Source organism: Modestobacter sp. NPDC049651, from assembly GCF_040659695.1.
Taxonomy (GTDB): domain Bacteria; phylum Actinomycetota; class Actinomycetes; order Mycobacteriales; family Geodermatophilaceae; genus Modestobacter.
In genome coordinates, this window is record NZ_JBFAOG010000006.1 from 243,909 (window position 1) to 270,140 (window position 26,232).

Annotated in this window: 30 protein-coding genes, 1 other RNA gene and 1 pseudogene; 20 read left to right on the forward strand and 12 right to left on the reverse strand. The window is 76.1% G+C overall.

Annotated elements, in window-relative coordinates:
- Positions 1–5: 5 nt before the first annotated feature.
- Positions 6–326 carry a hypothetical protein gene (locus AB0J00_RS11635; RefSeq protein WP_357744226.1) on the forward strand — a complete coding sequence of 107 codons (321 nt, stop codon included), beginning with the start codon at positions 6–8 and terminating at the stop codon, positions 324–326.
- Positions 327–329: 3 nt separating this feature from the next.
- Here the strand turns inward: AB0J00_RS11635 and AB0J00_RS11640 are convergent, their stop codons facing one another.
- On the reverse strand, positions 330–1,322 hold the full coding sequence (locus AB0J00_RS11640; RefSeq protein WP_357744228.1) for an AsnC family transcriptional regulator: 993 nt from the start codon (positions 1,320–1,322) through the stop codon (positions 330–332).
- A 98-nt stretch (positions 1,323–1,420) separates the two neighbouring features.
- On the opposite strand from AB0J00_RS11640, the gene AB0J00_RS11645 reads away from it, so the two are divergent.
- The 5 genes from AB0J00_RS11645 to rnpB all read left to right on the forward strand — a co-directional run bounded on the left by AB0J00_RS11645 (position 1,421) and on the right by rnpB (position 6,113).
- On the forward strand, positions 1,421–2,947 hold the full coding sequence (locus tag AB0J00_RS11645) for an MFS transporter (RefSeq protein ID WP_357744230.1): 1,527 nt from the start codon (positions 1,421–1,423) through the stop codon (positions 2,945–2,947).
- Between the two features lie 54 nt (positions 2,948–3,001).
- Positions 3,002–3,703, forward strand: a complete 702-nt coding sequence (locus tag AB0J00_RS11650; RefSeq protein ID WP_357744232.1) for an alpha/beta hydrolase — start codon at positions 3,002–3,004, stop codon at positions 3,701–3,703.
- A 22-nt stretch (positions 3,704–3,725) separates the two neighbouring features.
- Positions 3,726–4,445, forward strand: coding sequence for a PIG-L deacetylase family protein (locus tag AB0J00_RS11655; RefSeq protein WP_357744234.1), 720 nt, complete (start codon positions 3,726–3,728; stop codon positions 4,443–4,445).
- Positions 4,446–4,518: 73 nt separating this feature from the next.
- Complete coding sequence (locus tag AB0J00_RS11660) at positions 4,519–5,691, forward strand: EAL domain-containing protein (protein WP_357744236.1); 1,173 nt, start codon at positions 4,519–4,521, stop codon at positions 5,689–5,691.
- Positions 5,692–5,709: 18 nt separating this feature from the next.
- Positions 5,710–6,113: RNase P RNA component class A (gene rnpB, locus AB0J00_RS11665), an RNA gene on the forward strand.
- A 17-nt stretch (positions 6,114–6,130) separates the two neighbouring features.
- On the opposite strand, the gene AB0J00_RS11670 is transcribed toward rnpB, so the two are convergent.
- Both AB0J00_RS11670 and AB0J00_RS11675 read right to left on the reverse strand, forming a co-directional pair.
- Positions 6,131–6,772 (reverse strand): cyclodeaminase/cyclohydrolase family protein, encoded by a 642-nt coding sequence (locus AB0J00_RS11670; protein WP_357744238.1) that lies wholly within the window; start codon positions 6,770–6,772, stop codon positions 6,131–6,133.
- A gap of 20 nt (positions 6,773–6,792) precedes the next feature.
- Positions 6,793–7,017: a hypothetical protein gene (locus AB0J00_RS11675; protein WP_357744240.1), complete on the reverse strand. Its 225-nt coding sequence runs from the start codon at positions 7,015–7,017 to the stop codon at positions 6,793–6,795.
- 152 nt (positions 7,018–7,169) lie between these two features.
- Here AB0J00_RS11675 and AB0J00_RS11680 point away from each other — a divergent pair, with 152 nt between their 5' ends.
- The gene (locus AB0J00_RS11680) at positions 7,170–8,297 is read left to right on the forward strand and encodes an AI-2E family transporter (protein WP_357744242.1); all 1,128 of its coding nucleotides are present in this window, start codon (positions 7,170–7,172) and stop codon (positions 8,295–8,297) included.
- Here AB0J00_RS11680 and AB0J00_RS11685 read toward each other — a convergent pair.
- The 3 genes from AB0J00_RS11685 to AB0J00_RS11695 are packed head-to-tail and all read right to left on the reverse strand — an operon-like array spanning position 8,288 to position 12,230.
- Complete coding sequence (locus tag AB0J00_RS11685) at positions 8,288–10,567, reverse strand: EAL domain-containing protein (RefSeq protein WP_357744244.1); 2,280 nt, start codon at positions 10,565–10,567, stop codon at positions 8,288–8,290. The genes AB0J00_RS11680 and AB0J00_RS11685 overlap by 10 nt on opposite strands.
- Before the next feature lie 51 nt (positions 10,568–10,618).
- Complete coding sequence (locus AB0J00_RS11690) at positions 10,619–11,371, reverse strand: hypothetical protein (protein WP_357744246.1); 753 nt, start codon at positions 11,369–11,371, stop codon at positions 10,619–10,621.
- A 22-nt stretch (positions 11,372–11,393) separates the two neighbouring features.
- Positions 11,394–12,230 carry an undecaprenyl-diphosphate phosphatase gene (locus AB0J00_RS11695; protein WP_357744248.1) on the reverse strand — a complete coding sequence of 279 codons (837 nt, stop codon included), beginning with the start codon at positions 12,228–12,230 and terminating at the stop codon, positions 11,394–11,396.
- Positions 12,231–12,330: 100 nt separating this feature from the next.
- On the opposite strand from AB0J00_RS11695, the gene AB0J00_RS11700 reads away from it, so the two are divergent.
- Positions 12,331–12,693 (forward strand): BlaI/MecI/CopY family transcriptional regulator, encoded by a 363-nt coding sequence (locus AB0J00_RS11700; protein ID WP_357744250.1) that lies wholly within the window; start codon positions 12,331–12,333, stop codon positions 12,691–12,693.
- A gap of 2 nt (positions 12,694–12,695) precedes the next feature.
- The gene (locus AB0J00_RS11705; RefSeq protein ID WP_357744252.1) at positions 12,696–13,628 is read left to right on the forward strand and encodes a M48 family metalloprotease; all 933 of its coding nucleotides are present in this window, start codon (positions 12,696–12,698) and stop codon (positions 13,626–13,628) included.
- Between the two features lie 31 nt (positions 13,629–13,659).
- Here AB0J00_RS11705 and AB0J00_RS11710 read toward each other — a convergent pair whose 3' ends face one another.
- Complete coding sequence (locus tag AB0J00_RS11710; protein ID WP_357744254.1) at positions 13,660–14,412, reverse strand: SDR family oxidoreductase; 753 nt, start codon at positions 14,410–14,412, stop codon at positions 13,660–13,662.
- A 100-nt stretch (positions 14,413–14,512) separates the two neighbouring features.
- On the opposite strand from AB0J00_RS11710, the gene AB0J00_RS11715 reads away from it, so the two are divergent.
- Together AB0J00_RS11715 and AB0J00_RS11720 are read left to right on the forward strand one after the other, a co-directional pair.
- On the forward strand, positions 14,513–15,364 hold the full coding sequence (locus AB0J00_RS11715; protein ID WP_357744256.1) for a helix-turn-helix transcriptional regulator: 852 nt from the start codon (positions 14,513–14,515) through the stop codon (positions 15,362–15,364).
- A gap of 83 nt (positions 15,365–15,447) precedes the next feature.
- Positions 15,448–15,672 (forward strand): annotated as a pseudogene (locus tag AB0J00_RS11720) (DUF1232 domain-containing protein); the annotation flags it as partial.
- Positions 15,673–15,780: 108 nt separating this feature from the next.
- Here AB0J00_RS11720 and AB0J00_RS11725 read toward each other — a convergent pair.
- Positions 15,781–16,920 carry a hypothetical protein gene (locus AB0J00_RS11725; protein ID WP_357744258.1) on the reverse strand — a complete coding sequence of 380 codons (1,140 nt, stop codon included), beginning with the start codon at positions 16,918–16,920 and terminating at the stop codon, positions 15,781–15,783.
- A gap of 77 nt (positions 16,921–16,997) precedes the next feature.
- Between AB0J00_RS11725 and AB0J00_RS11730 the strand changes: the two genes are divergently transcribed.
- Positions 16,998–17,426 (forward strand): MarR family transcriptional regulator, encoded by a 429-nt coding sequence (locus AB0J00_RS11730; RefSeq protein ID WP_357744260.1) that lies wholly within the window; start codon positions 16,998–17,000, stop codon positions 17,424–17,426.
- A 7-nt stretch (positions 17,427–17,433) separates the two neighbouring features.
- On the opposite strand, the gene AB0J00_RS11735 is transcribed toward AB0J00_RS11730, so the two are convergent.
- Complete coding sequence (locus AB0J00_RS11735) at positions 17,434–17,769, reverse strand: hypothetical protein (RefSeq protein ID WP_357744262.1); 336 nt, start codon at positions 17,767–17,769, stop codon at positions 17,434–17,436.
- A gap of 164 nt (positions 17,770–17,933) precedes the next feature.
- On the opposite strand from AB0J00_RS11735, the gene AB0J00_RS11740 reads away from it, so the two are divergent.
- From AB0J00_RS11740 to AB0J00_RS11760, 5 genes are read left to right on the forward strand one after another with little or no spacing between them, the layout of a single operon-like run.
- A complete protein-coding gene (locus AB0J00_RS11740) occupies positions 17,934–19,061 on the forward strand; it encodes a Vms1/Ankzf1 family peptidyl-tRNA hydrolase (protein WP_357744264.1) in 1,128 nt (375 codons plus the stop codon).
- Between the two features lie 37 nt (positions 19,062–19,098).
- On the forward strand, positions 19,099–19,356 hold the full coding sequence (locus AB0J00_RS11745; RefSeq protein WP_357744266.1) for a DUF2795 domain-containing protein: 258 nt from the start codon (positions 19,099–19,101) through the stop codon (positions 19,354–19,356).
- A gap of 43 nt (positions 19,357–19,399) precedes the next feature.
- The gene (locus tag AB0J00_RS11750) at positions 19,400–19,645 is read left to right on the forward strand and encodes a hypothetical protein (RefSeq protein WP_357744268.1); all 246 of its coding nucleotides are present in this window, start codon (positions 19,400–19,402) and stop codon (positions 19,643–19,645) included.
- Between the two features lie 13 nt (positions 19,646–19,658).
- Complete coding sequence (locus AB0J00_RS11755) at positions 19,659–20,090, forward strand: ChaB family protein (RefSeq protein ID WP_357744269.1); 432 nt, start codon at positions 19,659–19,661, stop codon at positions 20,088–20,090.
- An 18-nt stretch (positions 20,091–20,108) separates the two neighbouring features.
- The gene (locus AB0J00_RS11760) at positions 20,109–20,888 is read left to right on the forward strand and encodes an ion channel (protein ID WP_357744271.1); all 780 of its coding nucleotides are present in this window, start codon (positions 20,109–20,111) and stop codon (positions 20,886–20,888) included.
- On the opposite strand, the gene AB0J00_RS11765 is transcribed toward AB0J00_RS11760, so the two are convergent.
- Positions 20,872–22,182, reverse strand: coding sequence for a M24 family metallopeptidase (locus AB0J00_RS11765; protein ID WP_357744273.1), 1,311 nt, complete (start codon positions 22,180–22,182; stop codon positions 20,872–20,874). The genes AB0J00_RS11760 and AB0J00_RS11765 overlap by 17 nt on opposite strands.
- A 78-nt stretch (positions 22,183–22,260) precedes the next feature.
- Positions 22,261–23,427 carry a GGDEF domain-containing protein gene (locus AB0J00_RS11770; protein ID WP_357744275.1) on the reverse strand — a complete coding sequence of 389 codons (1,167 nt, stop codon included), beginning with the start codon at positions 23,425–23,427 and terminating at the stop codon, positions 22,261–22,263.
- Between the two features lie 148 nt (positions 23,428–23,575).
- Between AB0J00_RS11770 and fgd the strand changes: the two genes are divergently transcribed.
- Positions 23,576–24,604 (forward strand): glucose-6-phosphate dehydrogenase (coenzyme-F420), encoded by a 1,029-nt coding sequence (gene fgd / locus AB0J00_RS11775; RefSeq protein WP_357744277.1) that lies wholly within the window; start codon positions 23,576–23,578, stop codon positions 24,602–24,604.
- A gap of 27 nt (positions 24,605–24,631) precedes the next feature.
- On the opposite strand, the gene AB0J00_RS11780 is transcribed toward fgd, so the two are convergent.
- A complete protein-coding gene (locus AB0J00_RS11780; RefSeq protein ID WP_357744279.1) occupies positions 24,632–24,871 on the reverse strand; it encodes a hypothetical protein in 240 nt (79 codons plus the stop codon).
- Between the two features lie 262 nt (positions 24,872–25,133).
- On the opposite strand from AB0J00_RS11780, the gene AB0J00_RS11785 reads away from it, so the two are divergent.
- Both AB0J00_RS11785 and npdG read left to right on the forward strand, forming a co-directional pair.
- A complete protein-coding gene (locus AB0J00_RS11785) occupies positions 25,134–25,328 on the forward strand; it encodes a hypothetical protein (protein WP_357744281.1) in 195 nt (64 codons plus the stop codon).
- A 91-nt stretch (positions 25,329–25,419) separates the two neighbouring features.
- On the forward strand, positions 25,420–26,115 hold the full coding sequence (gene npdG / locus AB0J00_RS11790; protein ID WP_357744283.1) for an NADPH-dependent F420 reductase: 696 nt from the start codon (positions 25,420–25,422) through the stop codon (positions 26,113–26,115).
- Positions 26,116–26,232 lie beyond the last annotated feature (117 nt).

Here is a 26,232-nt window from a genome sequence, read left to right on the forward strand (position 1 = left end):
CGGCGATGACCGGCACCGGCGTGCTGCACCTGGTGCGCCCGCAGGTCTACGACTGGATGATCCCGCCGGAGCTGGGCCCGGCGCGGCCGTGGGTGCTGGGCAGCGGGGTCGTCGAGCTGGTCACCGCCGGGCTGCTGGCGGTGCCGGGCACCCGGCGGGCCGGGGGCTGGGCGGCGGTGGCACTGCTGCTCGGCGTGCTGCCCGCGCACGCGCAGACGGTGCGGGCCACCCGCCGGCACCGCGGCAAGCTGGCCCTGGCGGTGGCCCGGGTCCCGCTGCAGCTGCCGATGCTGCAGTCGGCGCTGCGGGTGGCCCGCGAGAGCTGAGGTTCAGCGGCCGCGGGTCGGCAGCCCGTCGGGCTCGGTGAGGCGGGCGCCGTCCATCCGGCTGCCGGCCTGCTTGACCCGGCGGAGCACCGGCGAGGTCTCCAGCGACCGGACCGGCAGCGATCCCACCTGCTCGGTGATGAACCGGTACAGGTGGGCGTTGTCCCGGGCGATCACGGCCACCAGCAGGTTGGCCGGGCCGGTGAGCACCCCGGTGTAGGCGGTCTCCGGGGCTCGGGCCAGCGCGTCGCCGACCCGGGCCAGGTCACCGGGGGCGACCTGCAGCCAGAGCAGGGCGTTGACCGGGTGGCCGAGCAGCGCGTTGGCCACCTCGAGGTCGAAGTAGATCGCCCCGCCGGCGCGCAGCGCCTCCACCCGGCGGGCCACCCGGCTCTCCGACCAGCCGGTGACCGTGGCGAGCTCGGCCCACGACAGCCGCCCGTCGACGGCGAGCGCGGCCAGCAGCGGCTGGCCCTCCGGCTCCACCCGCGCCGCCCGGTTGCCCGCCCGGTCCGGCGTCAGCGCGGCGACCTGGTCCGGGGTGAGCCGGTCGGCCAGGTCCGACCACTCGTAGTCGCCGCCCACGTAGTCGTGCAGCACCGAGAAGGCGTTGAGGTCGATGACCTGGACGGTGCGCGGCAGCCGGTCCAGCAGGAGCGCGTCGCGCTGGGTGTCGGTGCTCGGCCGGCTGGCGAAGACGATCTCCGAGCCGCCGGAGGTGATGTTGACCCAGGAGACGTCGGGCCGGCGGGCCAGCGCGTCCGCGACCGCGCCCGAGGCGGCCGGCTGCACCCGCACCCGGACGTGCCAGTGCGGCTCCAGCCCGTCGGGGGTGGTCAGCCCGAGCACCCGCACCAGGCCGTCGGCGCGCAGCCGGCGCCAGCGCCGGGCCACGGTCTGCTCGGACACCCCGAGGACGGCGGCCACCCGGCTGAACGGGGCGCGCCCGTCGACCTGGACGGCGTGGATGATCTGCCGGTCGGTGCTGTCGATCACAGTGGGCATCCTGCACCGTAAATCGCCGCGATGGAGGATTCCCCCACTCTTATCGGTCCGGCTGGAGCGAGGCCCGTCGCGACCGCACAGTGGTCGCCATGCGCAAGTGGTTGCCGCTGGTCGCGATCTGCACCGGCACGTTCATGCTCCTCGTCGACGTCACCATCGTGAACGTCGCGCTGCCCGACATGGCCAGCGACCTGGGGACCTCCTTCGGCCAGCTGCAGTGGGTCGTCGACGTCTACGCCCTGGCCCTCGCCGCCCTCGTGCTCGGCGCCGGGTCGCTCGCCGACCTGTTCGGCCGGCGCAAGCTCTACCTCGTCGGCCTGGTGCTCTTCGCGGTCGCGTCGCTGGGCTCCGGGCTGGCACCGGACGCCGGCACGCTGATCGCCGCCCGCGGGGTGCAGGGGATCGGTGGCGCGATCATGTTCGCCACCACCATCGCCCTGATCAACACCAGCTACGAGGGGCGTGACCGCGGCACGGCGTTCGGGGTCTGGGGGGCGGTCGTCGGCGCCTCGGCCGCCGTCGGGCCGATCCTCGGCGGGGCGCTGACCGAGCTGTCGTGGCGGTGGATCTTCTTCGTCAACCTGCCGGTCTGCGTCGTCGCCGTGGTCATCACCGTCGCCGCGGTGCAGGAGGCCCGGCAGCCGCACGCCCCGCGGCCCGACGTCCCGGGCATCGCGCTGTTCACCCTGGGTGCCGGCGCGGTCGTCTTCGGCCTGGTGCGCGCCGCCGACGCCGGCTGGGGGCAGACGCAGGCCTGGGCGCCCATCGCTGCCGGGCTGGTCGTGCTGCTGGTGTGGGTGCTCGTCGAGCGGAAGCTGACGGCGCCGATGCTCGACGTCCGGCTGTTCGCCTCCCGGGACTTCTCCGGGATCATGGTCGCGGCGCTGGTGCTCAACGGGGCCGCCTTCGCGCAGCTCGTCTACACCTCGCTGTGGCTCCAGTCGATCGGCGGCCTGTCGCCGCTGCAGGCCGGCTGCGTGTTCATCCCGCTGTCCGCGCTCAGCTTCGGTGTCGCGGCGGCCGCCGGCCGGGTGCTGCAGACCAAGCCGCCGCGGTTCGTGCTCGGTGCCGGCCTGCTGCTGGTCGGTGCGGGCATGCTGCTGATGGGCCTGGTCGGCGGCGACTCGACCTGGCGGGTGCTGGTGCCCGGCCTGGCGGTGCTCGGTGCCGGCGTCGGCATGGCCAACCCGACCCTGGCGTCGGCGGCGCTGGCCGCGGTGCCCCGCGAGCGCAGCGGCATGGCCTCCGGCGCGGTGAACACCTTCCGGCAGCTCGGCTTCGCGCTCGGCGTCGCCGTGCTGGGCAGCGTCTTCGCCGCCCGCGCCACCTCCTCGCTCACCGACGCCGGCGCGCCCGACCCGTCGGGCACCGCGTCGGCGCTGTCCGCCGGTCAGGCCGGGCGGCTCGTCGGTGCCGCGCCGCAGGGCGACCGCGGGTTCCTCGCCGACGTGCTCGCCGGCGCCTACGCCGACGGCCTGCGCGCGGTGTTCCTGGTCTGCGGTGCCGCCGGCCTCGTCGGCGGGGTGCTGGTGCTCGTCCTGGTCCGCGCCGCGGCACCGCACGCCGGCCACCGCCCCGCGCCGCAGCAGCAGCCCGCGGCCACGCCCGCGCGCTGAGCCGACCCGGGGACCGGTGGCGCCGCGCCGCCGGTCCCCGGCCAGGATGGTCGGGTGGCTGATCTCGTCCTGGTGCACGGCGCCTGGCACGGCGCCTGGTGCTGGCAGCGCGTCCTGCCCGGCCTGACCGCGGCAGGTCACCGGGTGCACCCGGTGACCCTGTCCGGGCTGGGGGAGCGGGCGCACCAGCCCGCCGCGGGCATCACCCTGGCCACCCACGTCGCGGACGTCGTCACCGCCGTCCGCGCGCAGGAGTTCACCGACGTCGTCCTCGTCGGCCACAGCTACGCCGGCATGGTGGTCACCGGCGCCGCCGACCAGCTGGACGAGGTCGCCCGGCTGGTCTACGTCGACGGCGTGGTGCCGCACCCCGGGCAGACGTGGGCGGAGACCAACCCGCCCGCGGCGCAGGCCGAGCGGCGGGCGCAGATCGCCGCGACCGGGGTGATGGCGCCGCCGCCGGCGTCCGCGTTCGGGCTCAGCGGTGCGGACGCCGCCTGGGTCGACCGGCGGCAGACCTCGCAGCCCGGCGGCGTGTACGACGACCCGCTGCACTTCGACGGCGACCGGTGGGCCGCCCGGCCGCGCACCTACGTCGACTGCTCCTCCCCGGCGCTGCCCTCGATCGAGCCGTCCCGGGTGCGGGCCCGCACCGAGCCCGGCTGGGAGGTCGTCGTCCTGGACACCGGCCACGACCCGATGGTCAGCGCACCCGCCGCGCTGACCGCCGTGCTGCTCGACGTCGCCGCGCGCTGACCGGCGGGCCACACTCGCAGTCGTGCCCACCGCCCCGATGCCCGACGACTGGCAGCGCGCCCTCGTCGTCGCCGCCCACCCCGACGACATCGAGTACGGCCTGGCCGCCGCGGTGGCGGTGTGGACCGCCGCCGGCAGGGAGGTGCACTACCTGCTGGCCACCCGCGGCGAGGCCGGCATCGCCGGGCTGCCCCCGGCCGAGGCCGGGCCGCTGCGCGAGGAGGAGGAGCGGCGCTCGGCCGCGACCGTCGGGGTGCGCGAGGTCGAGTTCCTCGACCACCGCGACGGCGTCCTGGTCGCCGGCCCCGACCTGCGCCGCGACCTGGCCGGGGCGATCCGCCGGCACCGGCCGGAGCTGGTGGTCACCCTGCACGGCGGCGACACCTGGACCTCGCCCGGGGCGAGCATCGGGGCCCTCAACTCACCCGACCACCGGGCGCTGACCCGCAGCGTGCTCGACGCGGTCGCCGACGCCGCCAACGAGTGGATCTTCCCCGACCTGGCCGGGGAACCGTGGCGCGGCGTGCAGTACATCGCGGTCCAGGCGGTGGACGACGCCACGCACCTGGTCGACGTCACCGACGGCGTGGAGCCCGCGGTCGCCTCGCTCAGCGAGCACCGCCGCTACCTGGCGGCGCTGTCGGACGTGCCGGTCGCCGAGCAGGCGCGGCAGCAGATCGACCAGGCGACGCTCGACGAGGAGGGGAACCGCCGGGTGGGCTTCCGGCTGTTCTGGGGCTGACCCGGCTGCCCCTTGGGGAGGAGCCGGTCGGGCACCGCTCAACCGCGGGTGGTCGGCTGCCGATCCGATCCGGGTGAGCCTCCTGCATGCGGACGGTCCCGCCGGCGACCCGTCGTCCCTGCCGGCCGGTCCCGACTGGCCGCGCGAGCTGGACCGGGTGCTGTCCCGGCCCGACGACCTGCGGCTGGTCTTCCAGCCGATCGTCGACGTCGCCCGGGGCGTGATCGCCGGCTACGAGACCCTCGCCCGCTTCCAGGCGCCGGGCGGTGGCCCGAGCGAGGTGACGCCCGACGTGTGGTTCGCCGCCGCCGAGGCGCACGGCGTGGGGCCCCGGCTGGAGGCGCTCGTGCTGGAGCGCTGCCTGGCGCTGCGCGACGACCTGCCGCCCAACTGCTTCCTCACCGTCAACGTCAGCCCGCACCTGCTCACCGACCCGGCGCTCGCGGACCTGCTGCTGCAGGCCGGTGACCTGTCCCGGCTGGTCCTCGAGCTGACCGAGCACCGCAGCGTCAACGACCTGCGGCCGCTGCTGGAGCTGCGCGACGTGCTGCTGGACCGGGGTGCGCTGGTCGCCCTGGACGACGCCGGTTCCGGCTACTCGGGCCTCCAGCAGCTCACCGAGTTCCGCCCCCAGATGATCAAGCTGGACCGGGCGCTGGTGGCCGGCGCCGACCGGGACGAGGTCAAGCTCGCCCTCGCGGAGCTGCTCGGCCAGTTCGGCGCCCGCATCGACGCGTGGCTGCTGGCCGAGGGCGTGGAGACGTGGGCGGAGATGGAGGCGTTCCTGCGGCTGGGCGTGCCGCTGGCCCAGGGCTGGCTGCTGGGCCGGCCCGGGCCGCCGTGGGTGCAGCTGGACCCCGAGGTGGCCGCGCGGCTGCGCCGGCAGCACGCCCGGGCCGAGCTGGTGGAGAACGTGGTCAGCCTGGTCGAGCCGGTGCCGGTCGTCGTGCCCGGCGGGCCGGTCCCGGCCGACGGCACGGCCGTGGAGGTCGACCGGCACCGGCACCCGGTCGCGCTGCTGCTGCCGCACCGCCGCGAGGGCGACGCACCGGGCCACCGGCGCGCGCCGGTGAGCCTGCGGGTGCCGGGCGCCGCCACCGTCACCGAGGTCGCCCAGCGGGTGGCCGCGCGGCCGGAGTCCTGCCGGTTCGACCCGATCGTGTGCGTCGACGACCTGGGTGCGGTCAGCGGCATCGTGCGGGTCGAGCGGCTGCTGCTGCGGCTGGCCGAACGACGCGCCAGGTAGGCTCCTCCGCACGACGGACGAGTCGGCTGGGCGGTCGCGTCGGCGGGGGAGACCCCGCCGCCGAGGAACGTCCGGGCTCCACAGGGCAGGGTGGTCGCCAACAGCGACCCGGGGTGACCCGCGGGACAGTGCCACAGAGAACAGACCGCCGGCGGTTCGCCGCCGGCAAGGGTGAAACGGCGGTGTAAGAGACCACCGCACACCGGGTGACCGGTGTGGCTCGGTAAACCCCACCCGGAGCAAGGTCGAGAGGGACGGCGGAGCGATCCGGCGTCCTGCGCAGGCGTTCGAGGGCTGCCCGCCCGAGCCTGCGGGTAGACCGCTCGAGCCTGCCGGCAACGGCAGGCCTAGATGGATGGCCGCCCATCGGGGTGCCGCGAGGCCCCCGGGGACAGAACCCGGCGTACAGGCCGACTCGTCCGTCGCCCTCCGGGGCGGCTCAGCTCGCCAGGCGCTCCCGGACGGCGGCCTCGACGGCGTCGGCCCGGTGCACGAGCCCGTCGACCCGGGCCACCGACGCGGTCAGCTCCGCACGGGCGGTCTCGTCGGTGATGCCCCGCAGGTTGACCTCGACCGCGAGCCGGGCGGTGGTCGCCGCCGCCCGCGCCGCGGAGGTCGCCGCGGCGACGTCGCTGACCACGTTCGGGTTGGCGATCGGCAGCAGCCGCTCGGCCAGCGCGACCAGCTCGACCGCCGCGGAGATGACGGCGCTGGGCGGCCGGGCGGCCCCCAGCTGCGCCGCGCGCACGGCCTCGCGCCGGGCGGTCTGCTCCTCCGGCGTGCCCTTCGGCAACCGGTAGGCCTCGGTGACGGCGGGGAACGCCGCCTCGTCGGCGGCCGCGGCGGCCAGGCAGGTCTCGCGCTCGGCGTCGGCCTGCCGCACCACCTCGGCGACGACGGCCGCGTGCTCGGCGTACCGCTCGCCGGTGGTGAACCGGCCGACCATCGCCACCAGCGAGGCGGCCAGGGCGGCCTCGATCGCGGCGGTGGCGCCGGCGCCGGGGGCGGGCAGCCGGGCGGCCAGCTGCCCGAGGAAGTCGCCCAGCGGCTGGACGTCGAGCTCGGCCCCGTCAGCGCTCACGCCGACGAGTCTGGCAGAGCTCAGCCCAGGGCGTCGCGGGCGACGTCGTCGACGATCGCCTGGAACGTGCGGGTGTCGACCTCGTCGTCGACGGTGACCTTGACGATGTCGACGACCTGCTGCCGGGAGGTGGGCCGGCAGGCGCTGACCCGGGCGGCGGCGACCAGCTGCAGCTGCTGGAGCCGGGCGGTCGGGCAGCCGGCGGGGGTGGGGCTCGGGATCCGGGAGGAGCGGTTCTCGCGCATGGACGGACGGTAGGCAGACCGTCCACCCCGCGCGGGCACCTCGCCGCCGTGTCCGGACGCTGGGTGCCCCCGCCGTCACACCCGACCCGCCCGGCACGTCGTGCACGACCGAAGTGGTTTACCCCGTAAACAGTTCTGGGCAGTGGGCGGCGGTGAGCTCACCCCAGCCCCTCGGCCAGCGGCCGGTGCCGGTCCGCACCATCCTGGCCACCATCGGCCTCCTGCTGGCCACCGCCCTGCTGCTGTACATCGTGGTCGAGACCCGGCAGGTGCTGACCTGGATCGTGGTGGCGCTCTTCTTCGCCGTCGCCCTGTACCCGCTGGTCGGGTGGTTCCAGCGGCGGGTGTTCCGCGGACGGCGGCGCTCGCTGGCCACGCTCGTGGTCTTCCTGCTGGTCTTCGTCGTGCTGGGCGGGATCGTCACCGCGTTCGCCGTCCCGCTGACGCACGAGGCCACCAAGGTGGCCGGTCAGCTGCCGGGCATCGTCGACGACGCCCGCAACGGCCGCGGGCCGATCGGCGACCTGCTCGAGCGCACCCACGCGCTGCAGTGGGTGCAGGACAACCAGAGCCGGATCAGCTCGTTCGCCAGCGGGCTGACCACCCCCGCCGCCGGGGTGCTGTCCGGGGTGGCCACCGGGGTCACCGGGGCGGTCACCGTGTTCGTGCTCGCCTACCTGATGGTGCTCGAGGGCCCGAAGGCGGTCGACGGGTTCACCGGGCTGTTCGCCCCGGCCACCGGCGAGCGGATCCGCCGGGTGGGTGCCGACTGCGCCAAGTCGGTCACCGGCTACATCTCCGGGAACCTGCTGATCAGCGTCGTCTGCGGCGCGCTCACCTACGTCGTCCTGCTGGTGATGGGCGTGCCGTTCGCCGGCCTGGTGGCCCTCTTCGTCGGCCTCGTCGACCTGATCCCGCTGGTGGGCGCGACCATCGGCGGCGTCGTCGCGGTGGTCGCCGGCTTCGTGCACTCGGTGCCCGCGGGCATCGTCGTGCTGGTCTTCTTCATCGTGTACCAGCAGCTGGAGAACCACCTGCTGCAGCCGCTGGTCTTCGCCCGCACGGTGAAGGTCAACCCGCTGACGGTGATCGTCGCGATCCTGGTGGCCGTCGAGCTGGCCGGGATCCTCGGCGCGCTGCTGGCCATCCCGGCGGCCAGCATCATCCAGGTGGTCGCGCGCGACGTCTGGGACCACCGGCGCGGCCGGCCCAAGGACGAGCCGACGGTGGGGGAGGAGCGCGTCCCGGCGCTCGACCCCGACGTGCCCGCTCAGGCCTGAACGGGCACCGGGGGCAGCAGCGGCTCGGCGGCGGCGAGCCAGGTGCGCAGCTCGGCGGCGGGCAGCGGCCGGGCGTGCAGGTAGCCCTGCGTCTCGTCGCAGCCCAGCGCCTCCAGCTGGGCCAGGGTCGACACCTGCTCCACGCCCTCGGCGACCACGCGCAGACCGAGCCGGTGGGCCAGCTCGATCGTGCTGCTCACGATGGCGGCGGCGCGGGCGTCGGTGAGCAGGTCGGCGGTGAACGAGCGGTCCAGCTTCAGCTCGGCCACCGGCAGCTCGCGCAGGTAGGTCAGCGACGCGTAGCCGGTGCCGAAGTCGTCGATGCTCACGGCGCTGCCCAGGTCGGCCAGCGCGCTGACCACCGTCATGCTCAGCTCGGGGTCGCTCATCAGCACCGTCTCGGTCACCTCGAGCACCAGCGCGGACGCCGGCACGCCGTGCTGGGCCAGCAGATCGGCCAGCCGGCCGGGCAGCCCGGTGTCGAGCAGGTTGCTGGCCGACAGGTTCACCGACATGCGCAGCGGGACGCGCTCGCGGCGCCACTGCGCGAGCTGGGCCACGGCCTGCTGGAGCACCCGCTCGGTGAGGGGTCCCATCAGCCCGTGCAGCTCGGCGAGCGGCAGGAAGTCCGCCGGGGTCAGCAGGCCCCGGGTGGGGTGCTCCCAGCGGACCAGCGCCTCGACGCCGACCGTGCGCCCGGTGCGCACGTCGACCTGCGGCTGGTGGTGCAGCACCAGCTGACCGGTGGCCAGGCCGGTGCGGAGCTCCTCGACGAGCGCCAGCCGGCCGCTGGTGTCGACGTGCCGGCTGCTGTCGTGCAGCACCGCGCCCGCGCCGGTGCGCTTCGCCTCGTACATGGCCGTGTCGGCGTGCCGCAGCAGCTGGGTCGAGCAGCTGCCGGTGCCGCCGGCCGGGTGGCCGTGGACGGCGATCCCCGCGCTGACCCCGACGTGCAGGGTGAGCCCGGCCAGCTCGTACGGCTCGCCCACCCAGCTCTGCAGGTGGGCCCCGAGGGCCGTGGCGGCCGCGACCTGGTCCTGCCCGCCGGTGATCGGGACGACGACGGCGAACTCGTCGCCGCCGAGCCGGCCGACCAGCTCGCCCTGGCGCACGCGTGACTCCAGCCGCCGGGCGACCAGCCGCAGCAGGTCGTCGCCTGCCGAGTGCCCCAGGCCGTCGTTGACCTCCTTGAACTTGTCCAGGTCGATGAGGGCCAGCGCGAAGCCGTCACCGGCGCTGCACAGGTCCTCGATCTGGCGCACCACGGCGCGGCGGTTGGCCAGCCCGGTCAGGTCGTCGGTCAGCGCCTCGCGGCGGCTGATCGCCAGCTGGGCGAGGTCGCGCACGTTGACCAGCAGCCGCAGGCTCGACCCGATCGCGGCGGCCCCGGCGCACGCCGTCGTCACCCAGGTCGGGCCGGTCAGGGCGTCGACGGCGAGGCTGAGCGTGGCGACGGTGATGACGACGAAGGCGCCGACGGTGGAGTCGACCGGGTCGGCGGGCTGCGGGGTGGAGGGCCGGGGCTGCAGCGCCGCCGCGGCGCTGACCAGCGCGACGGCGAGAGCGGTGAGCCCGGTCAGCCAGCCCAGTGCGGTGCCGCTGGTGACCAGGCCGATGAGGGAGGCTGCGCAGACAGCGGTCAGCGCGCCGGTGACCAGCCAGATGCGGGGGTCGCGGCGCAGCTCGGCGATGACCGCCATCACCCACGTCGTGCCGATGTAGACGACCGTCGCCGCGGCCGCTGCGAGCAGCGGCTGCAGGCGCCAGTCGGGCAGCTCGTCGAGCCGGCCGCCGACGTGGTCGACGACCAGGTTGCCGATCGCGACCGCGACGGCCACCGCCGAGCAGCCGTTGAGGGTGTCGTTGGGGTCGGCGAGGCTGGTCGAGTAGCGGTTCCAGCGCAGCAGCCCGCCGTAGACCGCCGGGAAGGTGACCACGACCGCGCAGCAGGCCGGCAGCGCGCCCGCGTCCTGCCAGCCCGGCACGACGCTGCACAGCGCGGTGCCCAGGGCCCCCAGGCCGAGCAGCGCCGCGGTGACGGTGAGCCGGGTCCAGACGGCCCGCTCCTGGCGCACCCGGAGGGCCCGCCAGTGCAGGACGCCGCCCAGTGCGAGGGTCAGGGCGCCGGTGAGCACGACGGTGGCTGTCCCGGTGACCGAGCCCGGTCCACCGCCCGGGGCGGCGGCGAGGCCCAGCACCGCCAGGCCGCCGACCACCGCCAGACCGGCCCGGGGTGCGCCGGGGAGCAGGTGTGCGCGTGCGGTGCCCATGGACCGGTCATCGGCCATCCGGTCGTGCACGGTGAGTCGCCCCGGCCGGGTTCACCCGTTGGGAGGTCGGTGCACGGCGGCGTGCGCCCCGGGCGGCCCGCCGTCGCCGTCGTCCCCGCCGTCGTGCCAGCCGGACGCCTGCGGCAGCAGCAGCACCACCGCGACCAGGGCCGCGACCGCGGCGGCGGTGAGCGCCCCCAGCCGGCCGAGCCGGCCGGGCACCCCGGTCCGCCCGCCGGGGCCGCGGGTGGCCCGCCCGGTGAGCAGCTCGACCGCGCGGACCGCCCGGGCCAGCAGGTGGAGGCCTGCGCAGACGGCGAACGCGATGAACAGTGCCTGGTGCACGGTCACCAGGTCGACCCGCCGGCCCAGCGCGGTGAACAGCGTCCGGTGCCCGCGGTCGTCGCCGACCGACACCAGCACGATGCCCGACGCGAGCAGCCCCAGGGTCGAGGCCACGACCAGCGGCCCCAGCACCCGCAGCAGCAGCGGTGGGGGGCCGGCGGCCCGGTAGGGCCGGTGGCCGGTGTAGTAGCGCACGATCCGCCACGAGGTGCTCGCCGTCTTCAGCAGCGCGACGGGCACCAGCAGCGCGCCGATCGCGACGTGCCAGCTGATCAGCCCGCTGACGTCGAGGAGGGTGACCAGCTCGGCGCAGGTGAGCGCCAGCAGCAGGACGCCGGTCCAGGCGGTGAGCCGGGCGTTGCCCGCCGGGCCGCCGGTGGGCGGGACGACGGCGTCCTGCCGGGCACGCCGCCCGGTGGCCTCGGCCACCAGGTCGTCGATGGGCGGGGGCAGCGCCATGGTGGTCCTCCTCGGGAACGGGTCAGGTCGCCGCGAGCCAGCCCGCGGCGAGGGCGACGGCGAGCGCGACGCCCAGGGCGACGCGGTAACCGACGAACACGGTGATGGGGTGGCCGGCGACCAGCCGCAGCAGCCAGGCGATCGACGCCCAGGCGACGACGAGGCTCACCGCGGTGGCCAGCAGGGTGGGCCCCCAGCCGACGGTGGCCGCGACGTTGCCGCCCTCGCTCGCCGCCTCCAGCCCGCCTGCCGCGACCAGCGCGGGGATCGACAGCAGGAACGACAGCCGGGTGGCGCTGACCCGGTCGATGCCGCGCAGCAGCTCGGCGCTGATCGTCGCGCCGGACCGGGAGACCCCGGGCACCAGCGCGGCGCACTGCACCAGCCCGACCACCAGCGCGTCGACCAGGGTGACCGACCCCTCGGCCCGGTCCTGCCGGGCCCGGCGCTCGGCGACCACCATGACGGCGCTCCAGCCGACCAGCCCGCCGGCCACCACCCAGAGGCTGCGCAGCGGGCCGGAGACGAGGTCCTTGGTGAGCAGGCCGACGACCCCGATGGGCACGGTGCCCACGACGACGGCCAGCGCCTCGCGCCAGGCGGCGGTCCGCCGGGCCTCCGCCGAGCCGAGCCCGCGGGCGAACCCGGCGACCAGCCGGCCGACGTCGGCGCGGAAGTAGCCGATCACGGCGAGGATGGCGCCCACCTGGATGATCGCGGTGAAGGCGGTGACCCCGGGGTCGTCGACCGGCAGGCGCAGCAGCCGCTCCACGATCGTGAGGTGGCCGGTGCTGGAGACGGGCAGGAACTCCGTCAGGCCCTCCACCACGCCCAGGACCACCGAGTCCCACCAGTCCACGAGCGCACCTCCGGTCCTGCCCCACCGCCGTCCGGGCGGGGACACTGGACCGGACTGTAGCTCAACAACTACGATCGACGTAGTAGCAACGGGAGGGCCGATGGGGCGGGGTGACCTGGAGAACGAGGTGCTCGCTGCCCTGGCCGCAGCCGGGCAGCCGCTCACGCCGGGCGAGGTGCAGGCCGCGCTCGGCCGCGACCTGGCCTACACGACGGTGATGACCACGCTCAGCCGCCTGCACGCCAAGGACGCCGTCACCCGGGAGCGGTCCGGCCGCGCGTACGCCTACGCGCCGGCCGACGGACCCACGGCGGCGGCACGCCGGATGCGCCGGCTGCTCGACGGCGGCACGGACCGGACGGCGGTGCTGGCCCGCTTCCTCGACGAGCTGGAGCCGGCCGACGTGCCGGTGCTGCAGCGGCTGCTGGCGGAGGCCGAGCGGCCGCCGGCGGACGGGCGCTGACCGTGCACGTCGCCGTCTACTGCCCCTTCCTCGCCAGCGCCGTCCTCGGCGGGCTGGCTCCCCGGCTCGCGCGCCGGCTGCCTCCGGCGACCGCCAGCCGGCTGCTGGCCGCCGGTGGTCTGGGAGCGGCGCTGGCGAGCGCCTCGGCGCTGGCCGTGCTGGCCTTCCTGCTCGTCGCGCGGGTGCCGGTGGTGGCCGACCGGGGGCACTGGTCGGCCGGCGCCCTGGCCGCGGCCAGCCCGGTGCCCGCAGTCGTCGCCGTCCTGGCGCTCGCCCTCCTCGCGGTGGCCGCCGGGCGGACGGTGCGGCTCACCGTCGCCCGGGTCGGCGCGGTGCGCGCCGCGCGGGCGCTGTGCCGGGAGCTCGGCGGGGGCCCGGGCCGGCTGGTGGTGCTCGACGAGGACGTCGCGGCCGTGGCGGTGCCCGGTGCGGGCGGCCGGGTGCTCGTCTCCCGGGCCCAGCTCGCTGCGCTGCCCCCGGCCGAGCGGCGGGCGCTGCTGGCGCACGAGCGGGCGCACCTGGTCCACCGCCACCACCTGTACCGGCTGCTGGCCGAGCTCGCCGCCGCGCTGGACCCGTGGCAGGTGCGGGTGCCGGCCGCGGTGCGGTTCGCGACCGAGCGGTGGGCCGACGAGGTCGCCGCGGCGGAGCTGGGCGACCGGGCGGCCGTCGCGCGGTCGCTGGCCCGGTCCGGGCTCCGCGCCCTGCGACCGGTCCGCGCACCGTGGGCCGCGGTCGCGCTGGGGGCCGGGGGCTCGCGGGTGGTGCAGCGGGTCGAGGCGCTGCTCGCGCCGGCCCCGCGGCAGCGCCCGGCCGTGCTCCTCGCGGTGCTGCTGGTCGTCGGCCTCGGGCTGGGCGCCGCGGTGCACGCCCAGGCCGACACGGAGGAGGTCGTGGAGCACGCGGCGCCCTCCGGCCTCCCCGCGCCCGGCTGAGCCGGGCGACCGGGACCGGCTCAGGCCGAGCTCACACCAGCCCCCCGTTGGCGCGGAGGGTCTGCCCGTGCACCCACCGGCCGTCCGGACCGGCGAGGAAGGAGACGACCGCGGCGATGTCGGCCGGGGTGCCCAGCCGCTCCATCGGCGGTTCCGCGGCCAGCCGGGCGACCAGCTCGTCGCTCTTGCCGTCGAGGAAGAGGTCGGTGGCGGTGGGCCCGGGGGCGACCGCGTTGACGGTGACGTCGCGCCCGCGGAGCTCCTTGGCGAGCACGGTGGTCAGCCCCTCGACCGCCGCCTTGCTGGCCGCGTAGGCGCCGTAGCCGGGCAGCGGCCGGCCGACCACGGAGGTGGAGAACAGCACCAGCGCGCCGCCGCGGCGCAGCCGGCGCACCGCCTGCTGGGCCACCACGAACGAGCCGCGGACGTTGGTGCGGTAGGTGGCGTCGAGGTCGGCGAGGTCGAGCTCGGCCAGCGGCGCCAGCGCCATCCGGCCGGCGGCGTGCACCACCACGTCGACGCCGCCGAACTCCCGCTCGGCGGCGTCGAACACGGCGGCCACGGCCTGCTCGTCCGCGACGTCGGCGCGCACGGCGACCGCCCGGCCGCCCGCCGCGGTGACCTCGGCGACGGCGTCCTCGGCTGCCGCCCGGTTGCCCGCGTAGCCGACGACGACGGCGAACCCGTCGCCGGCCAGCCGGCCCGCGACGGCCCGGCCGATGCCCCGCGAGCCGCCGGTGACGACGGCGACGCGCTGCCCGGTTGTCGATGCGTTCTCGGTCATCACCCCAGCGTCCCGCCGCCGGACGAGCGCAACCAGGCCCTGCGCACCCGGGGGACGGCAGCCCCTGGCTCCGCGGCGCCGGGGTCCGCAGACTGGCCCGGTGGACGCAGCGGAGCTCGGCGCCTACCTCGCCTCACGCCGGGCACGGGTCCGGCCGGCGGAGGTCGGGTTGCCGACCGGGCCGCGGCGCCGGGTGCCCGGCCTGCGGCGCGACGAGGTGGCCACCCTGGCCGGGGTGTCGGTCGACTACTACACCGAGCTGGAGCGCGGCCGCGGCGCGCACCCCTCGCCGCAGGTGCTCGCCGCGCTGGCCCGGGCGCTGCGGCTGAGCACCGACGAGCGCGACCACCTGTTCCACCTCGCCGGGCAGCCGCCGCCGGCCGCCGGCGCCGGCACCGACCACGTGCAGCCGGCGATGCTCGCGCTGCTGGACCGGCTGACCGGCACCCCCGCGCGCATCATCACCGACCTCGACGAGACGCTGGCGCAGAACCGGCTGGGCGCCGCCTTGCTGGGGGAGCCACCCGCCCGCACCGGGCCCGCGGCGAGCTTCGTGCACCGGTGGTTCACCGAGCCGGACGCCCGGGCGGTCTACCCGGCCGAGGACCACCCCCGGCACTCCCGGGAGTTCGTCGCCGACCTGCGCGCGGCGGTGGCCCGGCGTGGCCGGGACGCGGGCGCCGCCGCGTTCGTGGCCGGGCTGCGCGCGGCGAGCGCGGAGTTCGCCGAGCTGTGGGACACCGGGGACGTCGCCGTCCGCCGGTCGGTGCGCAAGCGGATCGTGCACCCGGCGCTCGGCGTCCTGGAGCTGGACTGCCAGCGGCTGTTCAGCGAGGACGGCCGGCAGCGGCTGCTGTTCTTCACCGCCCCGCCGGGCAGCCCGGCCGTCGGGCAGCTCGAGCTGCTCGCGGTCATCGGCCGGCAGGAGCTGGTGGCACCCGCCGCCGACTGACCGGTCACGATGGGGGCGTGCGCACCTGGCTGACCGCGACCGCGCTGGCCGTGCTCGTCGTCCTGCTCAGCTGGGCGGTGCTGGTGCTGCTGGCCCGGCGGCTGCCGCCCGGCCCGCTGCGCGAGCTCGCGGGCTTCCTCCCCGCCTGCGTCACCACCGTCCGCCGGCTGCGCCGGCACCCCGACGTGCCGCGCCGGGCGAAGGTCGCGCTGCTGGTCGCCGGGCTGTGGGTGCTGTCGCCGATCGACCTGATCCCGGAGTTCCTGCCGGTGATCGGCCCGCTGGACGACGTGGTCGTGGTGGCGCTGGCGTTCCGCTACGCCGCGCGCCGCGTCCCCCGGTCGGTGCTGCTGGGAGCCTGGCCGGGGGACGCGCGGGTGCTGCTGCGGCTGCTGGGCGCGGAGCGCGCCTGACCGTCAGACGGCGACGGTCTCCTCGATCTCCTCCTCGGCCTCGGTCTCCGCGGCGCCGGCGTCGACCTGCTCCTCGCGGACGACGGGCGCGGGGGCTGCCGCGGTGGCAGCGGCGGCCGGGGCGACGGCGTCCGCCGCCCGCGTCGTGGCGGCCGCGCGGCGGCGCTGCTCGGTCAGGCCGGCGACCGCGGCGAGCGCCAGGCCGGCGACCGCCCACAGCGCGATGGTGAGCACCTGGCCACCGATGCCGAGCGCGGGGAAGTACGTGATCCGCCGGGCGGCCTCGACCAGGCCCGAGCCGATCCAGAAGCTGTGCAGCGCGGAGAAGAAGCCCGGCTGCACCTCCGGCGCGAACACCCCGCCGGCGGAGGTGAAGTTCAGCATCACGAACAGCGCCGTGACCGCGAGCGTCGTCCACCGGCCGATCAGGGAGTGCAGCCCCACGCCGATCCAGACGACCGCGGTGACGTACAGCCAGGAGAGGAAGCCGATCGCCAGGGCGCCGCTGGGCAGCGCGCCGTACAGCGGGCCGGCGACCACGGTGGCGATGGCGGAGATGAGCGCCGCCACGCCCACCCCGAAGGCGAGCCGGTGGCGCATCCGCAGCCGCGCGCCGGCGGCGCCGATCGCGATGGCGGAGCTGTACCCGCCCACCGAGAGGGCGACCAGGTAGAAGAACGCACCCTGGCCGGTCGGGTCGGTGGCGGCGGTCGGCACGACGTCGGTGATGCGCAGCGGCAGCCCCTGCTCCAGGGCCACGGGGGAGAGCATCTTCTCCACGATGGTGGCCGTGGTGTCCGAGCCGGCGCTGGCGATCAGCAGCTCCGGGGACGTCGGGTCGGGCACGTAGGCACCGGCGACGTCCAGGTGCGCCAGGGCGTCGCGGGCCGCGTCCACGTCAGGGACCGTGCGCACCGCGGCCGCGTCGCCGAGGGAGTCCTGCAGGCCCTGGGCGAGGGTGGCGACGGCCGGTCCGGTGCCGACGACGTCCAGCCGGACCCCGTGCGGCTGCGGCTGGTGGAACCCGCCCAGGTAGGCCAGCGCCATGCCGGTGGCCAGCAGCACCGGCACGATCAGGTGGGTGAGCAGGTGGTGGACCACCGTGCGCGTCGGGGTCTCCCCGGTCGCGGCGTGCGCGCTCATGCGCCGTCCCTCTCCATTAGGTTGTAACGTGCAACTCGAATAACCGGGTTGCACGTTACAACATTCCGGGAGGTGTCGTGGCGCGCGAGGAGCTGACCGCCGCGGTGCAGCGGGAGCTGACCGTGTTCGCCCGGCGGGTGCGGCGCCAGCCGCAGCGGCTGCGCCAGGAGCTGCCGTTCGTCGCCTGGTCGATGCTCAGCTCGATCGACGGCGCGGAGGGCACCCGCGCGGTCGACCTGGCCACCCGGTTCCGGCTGGACAAGTCGACGGTGAGCCGGCAGGTCGGTGACCTGGAGCGGCGTGGGCTGGTGGTGCGGGGGCAGGGGCCGGCGGGTGGTGGCCGCGGGCAGGTGCTGCGGCTGACCCCGGCCGGGCGGCGGCTGCTGGACGAGGCGGCGGCCACCCGGCGCACCGAGCTGGCGCGCCGGGTGGCCGGGTGGAGCGAGGACGAGCTGGCCGCCTTCGCCGCGGCCCTGCAGCGCTACAACGCCGCCGAGCCGGACTGATCAGGGGTCAGCGGGGCTGGGCCGGGTTGGTCGGGTCGCCGTGCGACGGCGGGTTCACCGGCGGCCCGGAGGTCGCCTCGGACACCGGGGACCCGCCCGCAGCGGCGGCCGCGTGCTCGGGCTGCGCCGCGGCGGGGTCGCCACCGGAGGGCTGGGTGCCCGCCTTGAGGTCGGTGAGGCGGTGGTTCATCGCCTGGACCACCTGGATGCGGTTGGCGTGGGACTGCTCGTAGCTGAGCAGGGTCTGCAGGCCCTCGGCGTCCAGGGTGCGGACGCGGGAGAGCAGGCTGCCGACGGGCAGGTGGTCGTAGTCGGGCAGCGGGAGGCTGTCGCGCTCGGTCATCCCGGCTCCTCTCGGCTCGTGGTGGGCGGTCCCGGACCGCCTACCCGGGCTCGCCGGCCTGACACACCGGGTGTGAGCCAGGGGGCCGTGGGTAGGCGGGGGGCACGAGCGGGAGCCGAACCGCGGTTCCTGGCCAGCACGCACCCGAAGGAGCTGCCCGTCCCATGGACGTGACCTTCCTGGGGTCGGTGACCAACCACCCCGGCCCCCTGGCCACCGTGTGCGCCGACGTCACGCACACCACCGAGAACGCCGCCGGCGAGCTCGACCTGCGGGTCCGCGCGCTCGCCGACCGGCTGACCGAGCAGGGCGCGCCGGAGGCGGTCGTCGAGGCGGTCCGCGGCCGGCTGCTCGAGGGCAACGACGGCGGCGAGCCCGGCACCTGGCGCGGCCGCGCCGTGGTGGTCGCCGCCGACGGGACTGTGCTGCTCGACGCGCCGCTGGCCGACGCGCCCCGCACCGAGACCGCCGAGTGGTCACCGACGCCCGACCTGGTCACCGTGCTGCGCGCGCTGCCCGGGCGCATCCCGCACGTCGTGGTCGTCGCCGACCGGGTCGGTGCCGACATCACCGTGGCCACCGCCCCGGGGCTGCCCAGCATCCAGGAGCAGGTGGACGGCGAGCGGCACCTGATGCGGAAGGTCAAGGTCGGCGGCTGGGCGCACCACCGCTTCCAGCACACCGCCGAGAACGTGTGGGTCGAGAACGTCGACGGCGTGGTCGCGGAGGTGGACGCCCTGGTCGAGCGGGTCCACCCGCGGTTCATCCTGGTCGCCGGCGACGTCCGCGCGCGGCAGATCTTCACCGACCGGGCGACCCCGAGGATGCAGGCGGTGCTCGTGGAGACCGACGAGGGCGGCCGCGCGGAGGGCGCCGACCGCTCGGGCATCGACCGCCGCGTCGAGGAGCTCGTCGCCGAGAACGACGCCGCCGAGCAGGCCCAGGTCATCGAGCAGGTCAACGCCGCCTCGACGCACGGTCTGGCGGTGACGGGCACCGCGCTGGTCGTCGAGGCGCTGCGCAAGGCGCAGGTCGAGACCCTGGTCCTGGCCGAGGAGCCGGACGACGAGCAGCTGCTCATCGGCACCGACCCGCTGCAGATCGGCGTCAGCCAGGAGGACCTGGCCGCCCTCGGGGTCCCCGACGCCGCGCGCGTCCCGGCCGACCGGGCGCTCGTGCGGGCCGCCGTGGGCAGCGACGCGAACGTCGTCGTCGTCCCGCGCTCGGCCCTGCCCGGTGACATCCCGGTGGCCGCCGTCCTGCGCTACACCGACGCCTCCACCCCCAGCTGACCCGGCACGACCACCGACAGAGGAGAACGCGAGACCGATGACCGACCCGCACCAGGCAGCCACTCCGCCCGGCACGAACACCGGCGACATCGAGCGGCGCGCCGCGATCGCCGAGGCGCTGGGCAAGGAGGTCTGGCCGGCCGACCGGGACGCCCTGGTCGCCAAGGCCCAGGAGTCCAACGCCCCCGACGGCGTGCTCTCGGCGCTCGACCGGCTGCCCGCGCACCGGCAGTTCGAGAACGTCCAGGACGTCGCCGAGGCCCTGGGCCTCGGCACCGAGCAGCAGCGCTTCTAGCACTTCGTGGGATTGCCCCGGGGGAACCGGGTAGGGGAGCGACATGCCCAGCATGAAGGACCCGTCCCCCGAGGCGATCGCCAACGTCACCGAGCAGAACGTCGAGAGCCGGGCGCGCCTGCTGCCCGAGGAGCGCTCCGTGGAGGGCGCGCCCGGCACCGAGGAGCTCGACCCGGAGGTGCAGGCCGCGGTGATCCTCGCCGAGTCCGAGGAGCGCACCGTGCACGCCGACCCGGACGACGCCCAGGGCGCGCACCGGCAGTCCGCAGAGACCGCCGACCTGCCCTGACCGAGGAGGGACGATGCCGAAGACGACCAAGGGCGGCGACGCGCGGACCGACGAGCTGCCCAGCACCCTGCAGCGCTCCGACGCCAAGGCCCAGCGCACCTTCGCCAAGGCGCACGACTCGGCCGCCGAGGCGTACGGCGACGAGCAGCGGGCCAACCGGGTGGCGTGGGGCGCGGTCAAGCACACCCACGAGAAGGTCGGCGACCACTGGCAGCCGAAGGACGAGGGCGCCACGGGCCCCAGCGACGAGCAGTCGGCCAAGGGCAACCGGGACACCGACCTCGAGAGCCTGGGCGGCGTCGACGCGAACGCGTCCAAGGCCCACCTGTACGACCTGGCGAAGGACGCCGGCATCGAGGGCCGGTCGACGATGAGCAAGGACGAGCTCGCCCACGCCCTGCAGAAGGCCAACGACGAGGCGACCGCCGACGCACGCAGGAAGTGACCCGGCGACACTGACCGGGTGACGACGTCGCAGGAGGCCCTCCGCCGCCGCTACGAGGAGGCCACCCAGTGGCCGCTGGTGGCCCTCGCCGCCCTCTTCGTGGCCGCTTACGCCTGGGGCGTGCTCCGCCCCGACCTGCCCGGCTGGCTGCTCGCGACGCTGCACGTGGTCACGCTGATCGCCTGGCCGGTCTTCCTCGCCGACTACGTGCTCCGGCTGGCGCTCGCCGACGACCGGTGGCGGTTCGTGCGCACCAACTGGATCGACGGCGTCGCCGTGCTGCTGCCGCTGCTCCGGCCGCTGCGCATCCTCAGCCTGATCCGGGTGGCCCGGGTCATCGACCGGCGGCTGACCACCTCGCTGCACGGCCGGGTGGCGGCCTACGTGTCGCTCACCGCGTCGCTCGTCGTCTTCATGGCCGCCCTCGCCGAGCTGGACGCCGAGCGGGGCGCCCCCGGTGCGACCATCGACGACTTCGGCGACGCCCTGTGGTGGGCGTTCACCACCATCACCACCGTCGGCTACGGCGACCGCTACCCGGTCACCGGCCAGGGCCGGCTGGTCGCCGTCCTGCTGATGGTCGCCGGCATCGCCCTGCTCGGGGTGGTCACCGCCGCCGTCGCGTCGTGGTTCGTCGGCCGGGTCGCCGAGGCCGCGCAGGCCGACGACGACCGGGCCGACGAGCGGGTGCGCGCGGAGGTGCTGGCGCAGGTCGGCCTGCTGACCGAGGAGGTGCGCCGGCTGCGCGCCGAGCTCGCCGACGCCCGCGCCGCGGGCGCCCTCAGGCCCCCGGGATGAGGATCAGCTCGGTCTGCCGGGCGTCGAGGTACTCGACCCCGCCGGCGGTGAGCGCGATGCCCTGCTCGAGCGCCATCCGCACGAGCTGACCGCCCCACTCGGCGACCGGCACCCGCACGCACAGCTCCAGCGCCCACACGGTGTCCTCGTGCACGGGCGCCTCCCCGGCGCCGGGCACGCCGTCCTGCTGGTCCCACATGCCGATCGCCGGGCCGGCGCCGTGGCCGTGCACGCCCACCGGGTGCGAGTAGACGTCGCCGTCGATGCCCTCCGCGGCCGCCGCGGCCTTCGCCGCGCGCAGCACGTCGTCCCCGGTGCGCCCGGTGCGCAGCGCGGCGGTGGTGAGGTCCTGCATCCGGTTGCCCACCCGCAGCGCCTCGACCAGCCCGGCCGGGGCGGCGGTCTCGCCCGGGCGCAGCACGTAGCCGTTGCGCTGGGTGTCGGTCATCAGGCCCAGCGTCGACAGGCCGACGTCGCAGTGCACCAGGTCGCCGGGCTCGATGACGGCGTCCCACGGCACACCGGGCAGCACGGTGCCGCGCTCGTCGGCCAGCGGCACCCCGGCCCGCTGCAGGCCCACGGTCGGCTGGAACCACCCGTCGACGCCCAGGTCGGCGAACCGCTGGCGGATCCACCAGGCGACGTCCAGCGCGGTGGTCGTGCCGGGCGTGATGACGGCAGGGGAGTAGGCCTCGTCGATCACCTGGTGCACCAGCCGGTTCATCGCGTGCATCGCCGCGATCTCCTCCGGCAGCCGCGTCTCCAGCCAGCCCACGGCGAGCGCCTCGGCCGACACCACCTTCGCCGCGTGCAGGCCGAGGGCGGCCACCAGCAGGTCGTGCTCGGTGTGGCTCAGCCCGTCGGCGTGCGCGAACGTGGCCGACACGTCGATCCCGATGGTGCGCGGCGCGGCCTGGTCGACGAACCGCCGGACGGCGGCCCACTGCGACTCCGCGGGGCTCAGGCCCGGCTCGTCGTCCGCCTCCCAGGCCGGCTGGAACTGGCCGACCGGGTAGCGGGAGACGGCGGCCGCGGTCACGCCGTCGTCGCTGCGGTGGAACAGCAGGATCGTGCGCCGGCGGGCCGACAGCCAGGTGGCCGGCAGCAGCGTCGCCAGCACCGGGTCCTCGTTGTACTCCCGGCCGATGACCACCCACAGGTCGATGCCGGTGCGGTCCATCAGCTCCGGCAGCACGTCGAGCAGCCGCTGGGTCAGCCACCGGTCGCGGACGTCGGCCTGCTCCCGCAGCGGGAGCGGCACGGTGACGGTCGGGTCCGGGCTGAGCAACGTCATGCCCGCATCACATCAGACCGACCCGCCGCCCACCTGGGCAGTCACCGGTCGATGCGGTCTCGCAACGACCGGGCGCGGTCAGCCGACGGCGACCCCCGAGGCGACGACCACCCGGTTGCGGCCGGACTGCTTGGCCTCGTACATCGCGCCGTCCGCCCGGTCGATGAGCTGCCAGACGAGGTCGCCGGGCCGGTCGCCGTCGGCCGGCCGGGCCAGCGCCGCGCCGATCGAGACGGTGACGCCCCAGCGCCCGCCCGCCGCGGTGGCGGCGACCGCGGACCGGAGCCGCTCGGCCAGCCGCCGTGACTCGTCGGGGTCGCTGACCAGCCCCAGCACGACCATCTCCTCGCCGCCGATGCGGGCCAGCACGTCGCTGGGGCGCACCGTCGCGGCCAGCGCGGCGGCCACCTCGGTCAGCACGGCGTCGCCGGTCGCGTGCCCGTGCAGGTCGTTGAGCAGCTTGAAGTGGTCGAGGTCGAGCACCAGGGCGGCGACCCGCTGACCGGACCGGCGCGCCTGCCGCCAGATGCGGGGCGCCTGCTCCACCAGCGACCGGCGGTTGGCCAGCCCGGTGAGCGGGTCGGTGGAGGACAGCGTGCGGGTCTCGTCGAGCAGCCGCTGCACCCGCCGGCGCAGCAGGAAGATGCCGAGGGTGACCACGTCGAGCACCAGCGCGTTCACGGTGACCTGCACGACCAGGGCGGCGGTGTGCGGGTAGCTGCCGGCCAGCGCGATGGCGCAGCCGACGGGCACCAGCAGCAGGTGGGCGGTGAGCGCCCGCGGGCCGAGGAACCAGGCGGCCGCCGCGCAGCAGAACAGCAGCATCAGCGGCGGGGCGTACAGCCGGGGGTCGGTGGTGGTCAGCGCCACCACCACGTAGACCGCGTCGCCCACCACCACCAGCACGGCGGGGACGGCGGGGTCCAGCCGGCGGCGCGCCAGCAGGGCCCCGCCCAGCACCGCGAGGAAGCCCATCGTGACCGCGTAGACCACCCGCCCGGCGCCGGGGTCCAGCACGCCGTCGACGAAGAGGTTGGCGGTGCCCAGCGCGGCGCCGACCAGCAGCAGCACGGCCAGCGACCAGGCCGCCGTCCGCGGCTCGGAGCTCCGCGACGGGCGGGCGTGCCGCGCGCGGACCGCGGCGGCGGGGCGGGCCGAGCGCGGCGCCGGGCGGTCCGCGAACCGCTGCACCAGCCCGGGCCGCACGTGCGGCCGACCCGACACCACCCGCGCACCCCCGGACATGACACGGAGGATGCCCTGCGGCGGTGTGCCGGAGAAGACGTTCGTGCGCGCGGGATGCACGCACCGTGTGCCCGCGACTGCCCAGCGTGCGGGAGCGTTCTCACACCCGGGTCAGCGGGGTCCCGCCCGGCGGGGAGAGGATCGGCCCATGACCACCCACGGCAGCCCCCTCACGCTCGGCTACAAGGCGTCCGCGGAGCAGTTCGGCCCGCGCGACCTCGTGGAGTACGCCGTCCGGGCCGAGGACGTCGGCCTGGACAGCGTCTGGGTGTCCGACCACTTCCTCCCGTGGCGGCACGAGGGCGGGCACGCGCCGTCGGCGCTGACCTGGATGGCGGCGGTGGGGGAGCGCACCCGCCGGGTGCAGATCGGCACCAGCGTCACGACGCCCACGTTCCGCTACAACCCGGCGGTCATGGCGCAGACGTTCGCCACGATGGCGCTGCTCACCGGCGACCGGGTGGTGCTCGGCGCGGGCACCGGCGAGGCGCTCAACGAGGTCGCCGTCTCCGGCCGGGAGTGGCCGGAGTTCAAGGAGCGGTTCGCCCGGCTGCGCGAGTCGGTCGACCTGATGCGCCGGCTGTGGACCGAGGACGCCGTCGACTTCTCCGGCGAGTACTACACGCTGGTCGACGCCCGCATCTACGACCGCCCGGAGCGGCCGGTGCCGGTGTACGTCGCGGCCGGCGGGCCAGTGGTGGCGAAGTACGCGGGGCGGGCCGGGGACGGGCTGATCTGCACGTCGGGCAAGGGCATGGAGCTGTACACGGACAAGCTGCTGCCGGCCGTCGCCGAGGGGGCGGAGCAGGCCGGCCGGGACGTCGCCGGCATCGGCCGGATGATCGAGATCAAGATCAGCTACGACCGCGACCCGGCGGCCGCGCTGGAGAACACCCGGTTCTGGGCGCCGCTGTCGCTCACCCCCGAGCAGAAGCACTCGGTCGGGTCGGCGGTGGAGATGGAGCGGCTGGCCGACGAGCTGCCGATCGAGCAGGTCGCCCAGCGGTGGATCGTCGCCTCGGACCCGGACGACGCGGTCGCCCAGCTCCGGCCCTACCTCGACGCCGGCTTCGACCACCTGGTCTTCCACGGCCCGGGCGCCGACCAGGAGCGCTTCCTCACCCAGCTGACCGAGGACGTCGTCCCGGCGCTGCGGTCGCTCGGGACATCGCGCTGAGGGAGGCCAGGCACGTGCAGGGCGGACTCAGCGCAGGTACTGCTGCGCCTTCTCATGTGCGGAACGCCGACGGCGTCTCGCCTGCACCCCCAGCGCCCGGAACCAGATCACGAGCACAGCGGTCGCGCCCGTCCAGATGTAGCCCTCCGTCGTGTCGTTGAGCAGCCTGACCGCCGCCACCAGCAGGACGAGGACCACTGCAGTCGCGAGCCAACCCCAGACGCGGGACAGCCAGGCGTCCTCGTCCCGGCCGGGTCCGCTGTCCACGAGCGCACGGTAGGCCCGGGACCCTCCCACAGGCAGCATCCGACGGGCGGGCCGCCCCAGCCGGGGGGTCCTGCCGTTGCGAGCCGGGGTCCGGCTCCGCTGGTCACGGCAGTGCCTGGGTCGTTCGCGGCGTCCGGGGGGCCTGGCGGGCGCGGCCGGTGGACCGGTGAGGCCTCGCTCCCGGCCGGTTGCAGGAACGGATCGTGGACGTCCACGATGGTCCCCTCGATGCAGGGGAACGATCATGAAGGGTGGGTGTGCCGTGGAGTCCGGACCCTGGTTCTACTGCCTCAAGCACCACACGGTGGAGACGCGTGACGGCTGCGCCGAGCGGCACCGGCTCGGCCCGTTCGAGACGCGCCAGGAGGCCGAGCACGCGCTCGAGCGGGTCGCCGAGCGCAACGAGCAGGCCGACGCCGCCGACCGCGAGTGGCAGGAGGGCCACCCCTCCCGCTGACCGGTCGGTGGTCCCGACCTGAGCCGTCCGGCCGCGCGGGGGATGATCGTCCCGGCGCGGCCGGTCGGGCCGCCGCGGGACAGGAGGCGACGTGGTCGACGGACGGTCGGTCGAGGACCTCGTGGTGGGGATCCTCGGGGGCACGGGCCACTTCGGCCGCGGCTTCGGCGTGCGGCTGGCCGCCGCGGGCCAACGGGTGCTGCTGGGCTCCCGGCAGGTCGAGCGGGCCGAGGCGGCGGCCGAGGCGGTCACCGCGCACGCGGCCCCGGCCGCCGGGGGCACGGAGGTCTTCGTGCGCGGCGGGCTGAACGCCGACGTCGCCGGCGCTGCGGACGTCGTCGTCATCGCCGTCCCGTACGCCGGGCAGGCGGGCACCCTGGCCGGGCTGGCCACGCCGCTGGCCGGCAAGGTGGTCGTCGACTGCGTGGTGCCGATGGGCTGGGACGACCTGGGCGCCTACGTGCTCGACGTCCCCGAGGGCAGCGCCTGCCAGCAGGCGGCCGGGCTGCTGCCCGACAGCGCCGTGGTCGGCGCGTTCCACCACGTCTCGGCGCCGCTGCTCGGCGACCTGTCGCGGCCGACCGTCGACGGCGACGTGCTCGTGGTCGGCGACAGCCGCGAGGCCACCGACCTGGTGCAGCAGCTCGCCGGCCGGCTGCCCGGCATGCGCGGCGTCTACGGCGGCCTGCTGCGCAACGCCCGCCAGGTGGAGGCCCTGACGATCAACCTGGTCTCGGTCAACCAGCGCTACGGCGCCCACGCCGGCATCCGCGTCACCGACGTCTAGAGCGGAGTGGGGGGGGGGGGGGGGGGGGGGCCGCCCGGCGCGGGCGGGGGGGGGGGGCTAGTGTGGCGGGGGGGGGCTGGGCGGGGCGCGGCGCGGGGGGGGGGGGGTGGGGCGCCG